At 57.5% G+C, this 11,393-nt stretch carries 8 protein-coding genes (1 of these 8 running past the window's edge); 5 read left to right on the forward strand and 3 right to left on the reverse strand.

The features are described from left to right. On the forward strand, positions 1-744 hold the 3' portion of the coding sequence (locus tag ACP2YP_RS05320; protein WP_426422769.1) for a c-type heme family protein. Its footprint begins 129 nt before the window's first position; 744 of the gene's 873 nt are visible here — the last part of the coding sequence; its start codon lies beyond the left edge, outside the window; its stop codon occupies positions 742-744. Between the two features lie 124 nt (positions 745-868). Further along, positions 869-2,407: a mechanosensitive ion channel family protein gene (locus ACP2YP_RS05325; RefSeq protein ID WP_426422771.1), complete on the forward strand. Its 1,539-nt coding sequence runs from the start codon at positions 869-871 to the stop codon at positions 2,405-2,407. Between the two features lie 381 nt (positions 2,408-2,788). On the opposite strand, the gene ACP2YP_RS05330 is transcribed toward ACP2YP_RS05325, so the two are convergent. Next, positions 2,789-3,184, reverse strand: coding sequence for a bleomycin resistance protein (locus ACP2YP_RS05330; protein ID WP_426422772.1), 396 nt, complete (start codon positions 3,182-3,184; stop codon positions 2,789-2,791). Between the two features lie 902 nt (positions 3,185-4,086). On the opposite strand from ACP2YP_RS05330, the gene ACP2YP_RS05335 reads away from it, so the two are divergent. The 3 genes from ACP2YP_RS05335 (at position 4,087) to ACP2YP_RS05345 (ending at position 9,392) form a co-directional block, all read left to right on the forward strand. After that, positions 4,087-4,551, forward strand: a complete 465-nt coding sequence (locus tag ACP2YP_RS05335; RefSeq protein WP_426422774.1) for a hypothetical protein — start codon at positions 4,087-4,089, stop codon at positions 4,549-4,551. 194 nt (positions 4,552-4,745) lie between these two features. Next, positions 4,746-7,982: a CHAT domain-containing protein gene (locus tag ACP2YP_RS05340; RefSeq protein ID WP_426422776.1), complete on the forward strand. Its 3,237-nt coding sequence runs from the start codon at positions 4,746-4,748 to the stop codon at positions 7,980-7,982. A gap of 933 nt (positions 7,983-8,915) precedes the next feature. Further along, complete coding sequence (locus ACP2YP_RS05345) at positions 8,916-9,392, forward strand: hypothetical protein (protein WP_426422778.1); 477 nt, start codon at positions 8,916-8,918, stop codon at positions 9,390-9,392. A gap of 1,360 nt (positions 9,393-10,752) precedes the next feature. Here ACP2YP_RS05345 and ACP2YP_RS05350 read toward each other — a convergent pair. After that, positions 10,753-10,932: a hypothetical protein gene (locus ACP2YP_RS05350; protein WP_426422780.1), complete on the reverse strand. Its 180-nt coding sequence runs from the start codon at positions 10,930-10,932 to the stop codon at positions 10,753-10,755. Positions 10,933-11,015: 83 nt separating this feature from the next. After that, the gene (locus ACP2YP_RS05355; protein WP_426422782.1) at positions 11,016-11,255 is read right to left on the reverse strand and encodes a hypothetical protein; all 240 of its coding nucleotides are present in this window, start codon (positions 11,253-11,255) and stop codon (positions 11,016-11,018) included. Positions 11,256-11,393 lie beyond the last annotated feature (138 nt).

Consider the following 11,393-nt stretch of genomic DNA (forward strand, 5'->3'; position numbering starts at 1 on the left):
GTGCTGTTGGAGATGGGCGTTGTGATGCGCTCCTACACCAGCGAGCAAGTCGCGCCGCTCATCCGGCAGCTTGGTTTCGACCAATTCCACCCCCAAATTGTGCCGTCTTACGGCGCCCAAACGGCGCTCGCCGAATTGCGCCGGAAGTTTCCTGATTACCGCTACCGCGAGGCGTCCCTCAATCCCACCAAGATCCAAGACCGTGCGACCGATTGGGAGGTGGGCCTGCTGCATGCCTTCCGGGAGAATGCGGAGCTCAAGGAATTGTCCGGCGAAGCAGGCGCAGGATCCGAACTCCACTTCTACATCGCCCGTCCGATCAGGATGGCAAGCGTTGATTGCCTGCAGTGCCACAGCACGCCCGATGTCGCCCCCGCGTCGCTGGTGGCCCACTATGGCCAGAATGGCTTTGGCTGGAAGATGGATGATGTCGTCGGCATGCAGCTCGTGGAAGTTCCCGTGGCAGGTCCCAATGCCCAGGCCCACAAGGCCCTTTGGGTCACTCTCGGCGCACTGACCAGTGTCTTCGTGCTGACCTTTGCGATTTTCCTGCTTCTGCTGCGGCTGTATGTGACCGGTCCCCTCGAGTTCATAACGAGAGCGACCCGGTCCACCAGCTTTGGGGATGCCGCACACGGCGATGTCGACAAGAAACCCTTGAACGGCCAGTTCCACGAACTGGCGCAATCCATCGCACGCCTGAAAAGAAGCCTCGACGAAGCGATCAAGCAGCTTCTGCGCTAAAGCATGATCCGGAAAAGTGTGAAGCGGTTTTCCGGAAACATCATGCTCAAACAACTACCCAAAGCGCAATGACGATTCATCCCAATCTCATCGCGCTTTGGCGGCAGCGGGGCGCGAGGAGCAAATGAGCTATCTACTCACCGTCTTCGTCGTCGCTCTGACAGCGCTGACCTGGCTTGTGTTCGTGACAGTGCCTCCCAACGCGGAATGGGTCGCACCACTGCGGTACCTTGCGACGTTTCTGACCGCCATCAGCGCCGCCGGTCTCGCCGAATTCCTTGTGAGTCTCCTGATCGGCGAAGAGCGATCGCAGCAACACAAGACCACCGATCTGGTGCGTGTGATCACCAAGGTGGTGGTCTATATCGCGGCGCTCCTTGTCTGGCTCTACTACGGGCTCGGCTTCAACATCACGCACCTGATCGCCACCTCCGCCGTCCTCACCATCGTGATCGGCCTCGCGCTGCAATCGACCCTGGGCAACCTGTTCTCGGGGCTCGCCCTCGAGTTGGACCGGCCGGTCCGTGTCGGTGACTATCTGCGCCGCAGCCCCGTTGAAGGGACGATCGAAAGCCTCACATGGCGCTCGATCTTCCTGCGCGCTAGCAACGGGAGTGTCATTGTGGTGCCGAACAGCGGCCTTTCGGCCAACCAGGTGGAGGTGTTCCAGGCCGGCACTCCGACCTATCATACGACGGCGTTCCACGTTCCCGCGATCTACCCGCCCACCATGGTGCAAGACGTCATGCGCGCCGCGCTCCAGACGGGGACGATTCATGCCGCCATCCTGAGGGATCCCGCACCCAGGGCGTTGATTTTGGGGAGCGAGCCCGAGCAAGGCGCGTTTCGCTACGGCGCGCGCATCTATACGTCGCGGCCCTCGGAGCTCACCAGCATCTTCTCCGCCGTGCTCACCCGACTATGGTATGCGCTCGACCGCCACGGCATCCCCATGACCTCCGTCTCCGAGCAAGGCGACCTGCCATGCCCTTATCCGCCTGGTCCGTTCCGCTTTAAACCACCGGCGGTGCCTGCCGCGCTGGTCGCGCTTGGCCGCGTGCTGCGCTTCGGTCCTGGCGAGGTGCTTCCCGACGAGCTTGCCGGTATCCTCACGGAAGGGATGGTTTTGGAAGACATGCTGGACGGCGAGTTCGACATCGAGCAGGCGCTGGCATCCCTGAGCGGCCCCACCGCAAACTCGCTCCACAAGACGCGGCTCGCTGCATCGGCGGAAGCCGAGATCGTGCGGCAGGCCGCCACGTTCCTGGGCCCTGTGGCCGCGACCTTGACCAGCCGTTATGCGGTGCTGACGGAAGATCCATTCCTCGTTTACCGCGCGGTCTCCACGCACATCCACGTGGACGAGGAGCGCGCCCGTTTCCTGGCCTTGGCACCCGCGCGGCCGGTCCGACGGCTTGTCCCAGGCGATGCGATCGGCTGGCGTGGCCTCCTCGGCCTCGAGGCGCCTGGTGGGCGCCGGCGTTTCGTCCCGGCGGACGCTGCGCTCGTTGCCTTCACGCATGAGCGCCTGAAGACGCTTCTCGCAGAACCCGAAGCCGATCGCCTGATCGATCTCCTCGCCGCCAGAGGTGCGATGGACGCACTCGACAAGGCGGAGCTGCGGGGCCGATTGGAACGGCTCGTCGCCTCGATGCCTTCTTGATCCTGAAGGTCGGTCGCTGGCTCAAAGCTGACTTATCGGCTGGGCGTATCGCCTGTTGGCCCCCTTGTCGAAGACCGCATGGTCCGCCCGTAGGTCTGCTCGCTGGAGTGAACCGGACATGGTTCGGCCCGAGCGTGATCGCCGCTTGTGACCCAACCCGGACTCCCCTGATCCTCGCGGATAGGGACGCTTTTGACGCGGCAAGATCGGCTAGCGTGCGAGCAGGTGAACCAAGTGCGGATAGTGAGCAGTACCCGGCCGATGGCATGTCAAATGCCATCGGCACCTGCTCCCTGCGCGTCAGAACGCCTTTTTGGCAATGATGGGGGTCAAAAGGGCGATGAGGATGCTTCACGAGTTCCTGAGAAAAGTCTTTTCTGCTTACCTGGCTTGTTCAGCACTCCCCTCTTCTTCAGTGAGACTCTCGGCGAAAATAAAGATGTTTCGAAAGGGATCACAGATGTGAAATTGTTTGAAGCCCCAGGGCTGCGCCTTGACCTTGGACGAAGTGATCACATTGGCTGCCAGGTACTCCTCGTACAGGGCTTCGATATTGCTCACTCTGATCCAGAACGCCCCGTGGCGAGTGGTAGGCTCATCAGAGGGGTGGAGATGGAGTTGCACCCCATCTCGTTCAACGATCATAAACCCCTCCTCCTGATGTGTGCAGGCAAAGCCAATTCGCCCATAAAAGGCTTGGGTTTGTTCAGCATTTCCCACGGCGATGCGAGGAACGATTGCATGAAAGATTGGCTCGCTCGTTGGTGTGGCTGCCATGTGTGCTGTTCCTTTCTTACTTGCAAAATGACGAATGCGAGTTGCTGCATGTCAGCAGAGCAAAGGAACTCGACAAGAACAAGATTTGTTTGTCTGTCTTCGCGTGCCGAGCTTCCACCTCTCGCCGCCCGGCACCGTTAGGTCCGATCATGGCCCCTTGCTGACCCACGCTCGGAGAGCCGCAACGTCTGCTTCCGGTAGGTGAGCCGACCAAGGGGAAGCAGTCCGCCAAGGGCAACTTGTGACCCGAAGCAGACGCGCGTCGGTATGCCATTGCAGCCGGTGGGCCCGCGTCCAAGGTCTCGATAACCAAGGAACAATTTAGATTGCGAAAACACTCGCACTGGGCGAATGATCGGATACACGCGCCGATCTTCGGTAAAGTCGGTGATGGCCGATTTGGCTCCCTGCAGCCTGCGGTCCGACGCCCGTAACAATCTGGCCCAGGACTACAAACCTATACCTCATCGATCACCTGGCGCAACGAACGCGCAGGGGATACATTGCAGGCAACTTGCCACATTAGTTGGTTGGAAGCTGTCGTAGCTTGCTTCGACGGCGCTGGGCATAAGGTCAGAAGCAACGATCATACGAAAGAACGAATTCCAAAACTCTTTGAGTTCAGGCAGCTTACCACTGAATAGCGCAAACCAGTCGATCGGTAATTGCGATCGCCGCCAAGTCTCTACAGAAGGGAACCGAGGGTGGTTCCAAATTGGAACCTGACAGAAAAGCGTGTTTAGGCCATATTGACCGCAATAATCTAATCAAACTATGTTCTGGAAAATATTGGGTTCCAACGTTTTCTCACCAGATCGCTCTCCCAAACATGACGCAGGCCATTATGCCTGTCATTCCGACCACAACAATTTCAACTCGCTCCACGAGTGCAAGGAGTTTTAATGCTGAGCAAGCTCAACTATTACGTCGCGAAGAAAATCAGCACCAATCGATATCTGACGATCTTAGTACTACTAATCATGTCATCGACAGCATATTGCTGGGATGTCGCGCCTGCTCAGGAATCATCCTCCCGCTACGGGATGGGTGGTCGTATTAGGGATTTCAAGGAGTATCGTCAGCAAGCCTCGCAGACGGGTCAGCCCTTCCGAATTGAAGGTCATTGCCAGTCGGCTTGTACAATGTTCCTGCGGCTCAGAAATGCGTGCGTCGATCCGAATGCTGAGCTTTTGTTTCACGCGGGCAGCGACCAAAAGGCAACCCAGAGCATGCTGAATTCCTATAATGGAGCACTGCGAAGTTATCTTGTAGCCAATCACATCATGGACACCACCTCATTCACGACAATCTCCGGTCGTGACATAATTCATCGATTTGGCTATCGCGCGTGCTCACCGAAGACATAAGTTCAAGGCTTCTCTGGCTGCGAACTCGGCCTCTTTGTAAGAATGATCTTCGTTGGTGCCTGTCCGTCAATAGTAGCTTGAAAGACGCTTCTGTCATCGGCGTGTCCGATCTGATTTACGACCGTCAGCCTTGATGTTGCGGAGCTACTTGTTCTGTGCGGATGGCGCAGCTGGCTGCAAGGTGAGGACTTCGAATGAAGAGCTGGTCGATGTTGGCGTTCGTGCTAAGCCTTTCATCGGCATTTGCTGCATCGGGTGCGTTCAGCCAAGAAGCTGACAAATGCCACTTTAACCTCGCAGCCGAAAGGCACGACTGCAACTCGTCGTCGATTGGCGCGACCGAGATCATTAAAGAAAGTTCAGCAGAGGTTCCGTCCTCCCCGGGCTTTCTTCCTCCGCCGCCATCGATCGCCGACATCACAGCTATTCTCGACAGCGAGAAACCTGATCCCATATTGTTGGCAAAGATCAAATCTGCCGCCGATGCAACACCTGCGAGTGATATTTCTGAGAATGCCTTGGCTCAATTCTATTACGAGCGATCCGAGGCCAGACAAATTTTGGGACGGATGACGGAAGCATTTGCCGATGGTCAGCGAGCACTTTTTGCCGCAGGACAAGCGGGAAACAAGATGCTCACGATGCGAATTGGGATGCTCAACCAAGGCTATTATGATTCAGTCGGGGACTTAAAAAACGGCTTGGCTGCAATAGAAGGTTTGATCGCCGAGGCTAGTCACCCTCAAACGACAGGCAATCTATTCCCTCTGCACCATGCGGCGGTCGGGGTCGCGATCCGAATGGGAGACATGGAAAAAGCTGAGGAGCACCTTCAAAAAGGCCTCGCGCTCATCCAGGAGGCTCGGCGTAGCTGGCGGGGCTACGCTGTCAGAGGTGCGTCGTGGGAATGCTCCATCGCATTGATGCAAGCGCGCATATTTGCCGCACGCGGCCGGTTCAGCGATGCCGAGAGTGCGTTTGTCGAAGCGCGCGAACTGAGATTGAAATCAATAGAAGCTTTCAGGAAACTCAAAGAGACAAATCCAGATGTGCCGCTGGTTTCCGAGCAGCAACGGCAAGCGGACGCTTTTTTATTGAGTATCGCCGAAATGAAATCGCGGCAGGGACGGCTCGCAGAAGCCGAGTTGGACGCTCGTACTGTGTTGCTTTCTCGCCTCAAGGCCGACGGTAAATACAATCCTCTGATAACCAAATATGTGACGGGCCTAGCGGGCATTCTGAGACTGCAAAGTCGCTTTCCAGAAGCCGAAAAGCTGGTGCGAACAAGCCTTGATATCCAGCGGACGCTCGGTATCGGAGACGATCAGTTCAATAGCGCGGTCGCCCTGTCCTCACTGGGTGTAATCTTGACCGGTGAGAAAAGGTACGCCGAAGCAAACGAGGCGTTCGACAGGCTCCAAGAAGCAACCGCGAAATGGGAGCCGAGGCAGCGTGAAGTCCTGCTGTCGAAGGTCTCGCGGCTCCATGCACTGTTGGCGGTTGGCCGAGTTGAGGAAGCTTTGACCGCTGCTCAGGCGCTGGTTGACCATAAGGTCGCACGGGTCGGTGAAGGTCATTACGACAGCGCTTCCGCTCGTGGATTCTACGGGATTGCGTTGATGCGCGCGGGCAAAGACCCCGAAGCTATCCGCGAATTCAGAATTGCATTGCCAGTCTTGCTGGCTACCGTGCAAGAGAATGCTGCCGATGGGGATGACGAGGTCAGGGCCGAGGCCCAGTCGCGTCTTAAGTTGATCGTTGAAAACTATCTTATGCTGATGGCAAGAACGCCCGTCGCGCAGGACGACCTTGCAGCTCGGACGTTTGCCTGGGCTGACGCGATCCGTGGCCGCGCCGTACAGAGAGCATTTGCAGAATCAAGTGCGCGGGCGGCTGCGACGGATCCAGCGCTCGCCAAGCTTGTGCGCAGTGAGCAAGACCTCAGCAAACAGGCACGAGCTCAGCTCGGCTTGCTCAACAACCTCTTGAGTGTGCCATCCAGCCAGCGGGATGAGCATGTGCTTCACAACGTTGAAAAATCGATTGCACAATTGCGTTCCGATCGCGACGCAGCTCGTACCGAGATCAAGGAGCGCTTTCCGTCATACGCCGATCTAGTAAATCCGAAGCCGCCGAGCATCGATCAGATTCAGGAGGCGCTACACGACGACGAGGCGGTGTTGTCGTTCTACTTCGGAGACGACGCAAGCTTTGTCTGGGCCGTACCAAAGACCGGTCCCGTCGCTTTTGCTCCCATCGCAGTTGGACCTGCGGAGATCAAGAGCAAGATAAGGCAGCTGCGAAGGGCGTTGGACACTGAAGCGGCATTGATTTCCGATATTCCTCCCTTTGATGTCGATCTCGGCTATCAACTTTACTCTCTGCTTCTAAGACCGGTTGAGAGTGGCTGGAAAAGGTCGAGGACTTTAATTGTGGTGACGAACGGAGACCTTGGCCTTTTACCGCTTTCACTGCTGCCTACCGCACCCGCTCAAATCGACGCCAGCGAGGATGTGCTATTTTCCAGCTACAGGCATGTGCCGTGGCTCGCGCGAACACATGCCGTGACGATGGTGCCCTCTCTGTCCGCTTTTCGCACCCTCCGTAACCTGCCGCCTGGCAAACCGGAGCGCAGTGAGCTGATTGCCTTTGGTGATCCCTACTTCTCGACCGAGCAGCTGGAGGCGACGAAACTCGCTGAGAGGTCCGATAGCGCCGCGGAGCCGCTTGCCACGCGCGGACTTCCGCTCAAACGACGTAGCTCACCCAAGCTCGGCGTCGACAGCGCTGAGTTGGCAATATTGCCGCGCCTCCCAGACACGGCTGACGAACTCAAGTCGATTGCGCTTGCGCTTCGGACCGATCCCGCCAAAGTGCTCTTTCTCGGGCCGGACGCCAATGAGGCAAGGGTGAAGACGGCCAATCTTTCAAAGTTCAAGGTATTAGCGTTTGCAACTCACGGCTTGCTGCCAGGCGAGCTCAATGGCTTGAACCAGCCGGCCTTGGCGCTGTCGGCACCAACCGTTTGGGGCGGCGACGGCGATGGTCTCCTCACGATGGAGGAAATTCTCGCGCTGAAACTCGATGCCGATTGGGTTGTACTCTCGGCTTGCAATACCGGCTTGGGCGACGGCGCTGGTGCCGAAGCAACTTCCGGCCTCGGTCGCGCCTTCTTCTACGCAGGGACCCGTGCGCTTCTCGTGACAAATTGGTCAGTCCATTCGCAGTCGGCGCGCGAACTCGTCGCCGATTTGTTCAAGCGTCAGTCGGACGACAAGAGACTCGCGCGTGGCGAAGCGTTACGGCAGGCGATGATGTCAATGATCGATGGGCCAGGTTACACTGATTCAGCCGGAAGAACCGAGTTCGCCTACGCGCACCCGCTGTTTTGGGCGCCCTACTCCATCATAGGTGATGGCGGACGTCGTTGATGAATTGACAGTAAGCGATTTGGGAACCCGGTGTTGAGCAAGTCCGAAATTGTCCTCCGAGCCGCCGTCCTCGCGATCATTTTGGCATCGCAGACATCGGCATCCGCTGCTGAGGTGCTGATTACGCCAGAAGAGGCTGCCCCTCCAACCATGAAAGGCGCCGTTGCGATATTTCAAGCAGCGGCATAACGCGTAGTCCAAGGATCATGCCACTGGCGGAGAACGCGATCATTTCACAGGTCAAGTTCCAGCCCCTCGGCGGCTCGTCTAAGCTCGGCCGAGTCAGCTTCTGGCCAATCAGCGAAGTCACGGCTCGTGTCATGCAAGTCCGGCTTATTGAGGCAGAGCGGACCAGATTTGCTCATCCTGAGTTCTTCGCAGTTTGACCCCGAGTCGACTTCGCTGTTGAGCCGATTTGCTCTGGGTGCTACCATTCGATGACATCATTCCCGTTAGGGCTGATGGGGCGGGTGGGTTATCAGGCTTACGGACTGCCGCCTGCTTGGAAATTGGAATACTTGAGCCATAAGCCCCGCCTCCGGACGCATTTCAAAGTCGGCCGGGGAATGTTCATTGGACGTCATTTCCCTCCGTTCTTCCCATTGACTCGGAGGCGGGCTTTTTTGTCCAACGCTTTAGAAAAAGCTATTTGCCATGTCTGCTTTCAGAAGCCGGGCCCCGTGCGCGGCAGGCAATGACCATTCAAGCGCAAGACGAGTTTGCCGATACTTTTTGGCTTCGATACTCTGGTCCGCCACCGTCATTCCCTTCGCGAGCACCGCGTCAGCCCAATGCGCAGCCCGCGATGTCTTGCAAAACCGGCCGAACCTCAAGACGCGCTCGGCCCCAGCGTCCCAACAGCCTATCGGGTCCGCCCGCGACGTTGCGACATGGAAGACGATTACAGTAGGTACCTTCGCCGACTCGCTTACGTTGCGCAACGAGCTCGACAGGAATGGCTGCAATGTCGGTGGTCAGGCCGCTGAAATCCTTGCTCGGCCTACGTTCACCGTTAGCTCTCACAAGATGAATGTGGAGCTTATCGATCTATCGCCAGCGCAGCTTGGGTTCAGGTCCGATACCGTGACCTTGGCTAACGTTTACGCACGCGCCCAGCAGCTCGGCTTTGAACTTGCCGCGGCCGAAGTCGGCCCGCAATTGCGTATCCAATATTTCGACCAGCCTATCGGCGAATTTCTCATCATCGGAATGGATCCGATCACGACATGGAGCGGCGAGCCGATTATTCTGAATGTGGCAAATGGCGGGGCCGGATTGATCCTAATCGGCCAGGATGGTCGAGGCGAAGCGGATATACCCATAACATCTCGTTTCATTTTCGCCCGATCCCATCAACCAGCGGCCAGCACCGAACTTGTCGGCTCGGTCGCAGCATTTCCGCCGCCGTAAATCGACTGACGCGTTAGCGTCGAATGACGGCTTGTGGCCGATCGCTTCCGTTGACGCGGTGTAGCCAAGCGTCGGTTCATAGGAGCGGACCGGAAGTTTGCATCCGAGCACTAAGCCGACGCGATTGACCCACAGCGGACCTGCTCTACGTTCTTGATGCGCCCGGGATCGCGGTTTTCCCATGTGGCGGGCGGTACTGGCCTGTTTCCGACCCTAATGGCCCTAGTGGCCTAGTTTAGATTTGAAGGTGGCCTGCTGTGAGTTGAAGAACGATTGGACCTGATCAGCAACACTATGGGCAGAGCAACTGTCAGAGCTAGGATGGGCAGACCAATCGTCACCACAGCGAAAACCGCCGGGTTAACAGTACCGAACAGCCACATACACCCGATTACTAACTCAATCACGGCTAAGCCGATCAAGCGGATTTTAGTTGCTGTACTCATTTCGCTCCCTTGGCCGACCCCGTTGCGGGGTAGGCTACCGGTGGCAGATCGGAAGCCGTGCCGCGCTTGCCCTGACCGTTGCTTGTGACCCTTAGCCGACTCGCAAAACCTCGTTCAGCGTACCGCTCTTGCCTTCATCAACACGAAGAGGTGGGAACCTGCGGCGACGGCCGAGAAAATGACTATGCCTAGTTCAACGCCGTGCACACGTTGCGGCGCATAAGTCGAAGCGAGCCAAATAAAGAGCCGTACAGCCAACATGAAAGCGAGCATTCCCCACATCGCCAGCCATTTTGGAGCGTACCATGTTGGCTCGCCTTTTCGCCCCCCACTGCATCGCAACGCGTTCGCGCTCGACACGCGGACCAAAGTAAAGATTGAATGCGACGACGACCGCAAGAGCCAGGCCAAATGCGTAGTCTGCGGGTAACATTCTTGAGCCTCCCTGACCCAAAGACGCAGCAGCAATCTATGCTTGTTCCTGCGGACCCGCTCGCCCTTCCTTGACATATGGTTGCCAGCGAGTTGAGCAATCGCCTGGGCCCTTTTGAGAAGTCCCGACCGAATGGGCCGATGTCCGAGTTCGACGGGAGATCGGACCTATCGCGGACAGGACTTTCGGTCGCGTTTTGACCCCAAACGGGCCTTTATGTCCGGCGCTCAAGGGACAGAGCCGTGAAACTTCGGTAGGTTGTCCGGACTAGTCGTTACCGGTGATTTTGCCGGAGCAACGCCGCCCGTGGCTATTTCAGGCAGGCGAAAGGTGGAACGCCGACCCAGCTAGGGCACGTTGACCGGCGGCATAGATGCGGTCGGGCCCGGCACGAAAGCTGTTTGATGCTGACCTCGTGCGGCCAACATAAGCGAAAACGCTACAAGGAGAATGAGAAGCCCTCGCATCGTGCGCCGTCAAATCAAGGCATGGCCGTCATCACGGCAAGGGCAGCCTCGCCGTTCCCCGGACCGCCTGACGCAAAATAGAGCGCGGCAAGCGCGATTGCTCCCAAGAGGGCATAACTAGCAATGATCCATCCGTCGTAGTCTCTTGTCGCCTGCACCGATGACGCGGTGTGAGAATAGCCGATGGTTGCCATGACCGGATCCTTCGAGTTTGGCGCTCGATGGGCGCGTTGAGATGGGGGCGAATGGCCCCCTCGCTTGTGCAATGCGTCAGATGTTAGTGGTTCGATCGAACGTCGGTGCCCAAGGTGGCATGTTGTTCCAAGCCGCCTGACGTGGTCGTGCTCTGGTAGACACCAATCGCGGTCGCACCAGCCAGGAGCAAGCAGGCGTAGAAGGCCAGCACTCCATTCGCCCAACGCTTGCGAGTGATCCGGTCTTCGGGATCGCTCGCAGCAGATTCGTTCAGGGAAAAGGCATTGGTAACGTGTGCGGAATCCTCTGCAAAATAATCCATAGGAAACCTCCCTTGGAATCACTTCGGTCAGTCTTCAATTCCGGAATTTCCAACTATAAGTATCAGTCTTGCTTCCTGATAATCAGAAAAGTGTTTCGCCGCAGGGTTTTGCTTCGGGCGAATTCCATACCCACACCT

This window comes from Bradyrhizobium genosp. A, from assembly GCF_049949275.1.
Lineage (GTDB): Bacteria > Pseudomonadota > Alphaproteobacteria > Rhizobiales > Xanthobacteraceae > Bradyrhizobium.

Excerpts from the sequence above, each read along its gene's own strand:
- ACP2YP_RS05350 (WP_426422780.1), bottom strand. The coding sequence starts at position 10,932 with ATGGCAACCATCGGCTATTCTCACACCGCGTCATCGGTGCAGGCGACA.
- ACP2YP_RS05340 (WP_426422776.1), top strand. The coding sequence starts at position 4,746 with ATGAAGAGCTGGTCGATGTTGGCGTTCGTGCTAAGCCTTTCATCGGCA.
- ACP2YP_RS05330 (WP_426422772.1), bottom strand. The coding sequence starts at position 3,184 with ATGGCAGCCACACCAACGAGCGAGCCAATCTTTCATGCAATCGTTCCT.
- ACP2YP_RS05325 (WP_426422771.1), top strand. The coding sequence starts at position 869 with ATGAGCTATCTACTCACCGTCTTCGTCGTCGCTCTGACAGCGCTGACC.
- ACP2YP_RS05335 (WP_426422774.1), top strand. The coding sequence starts at position 4,087 with ATGCTGAGCAAGCTCAACTATTACGTCGCGAAGAAAATCAGCACCAAT.
- ACP2YP_RS05355 (WP_426422782.1), bottom strand. The coding sequence starts at position 11,255 with ATGGATTATTTTGCAGAGGATTCCGCACACGTTACCAATGCCTTTTCC.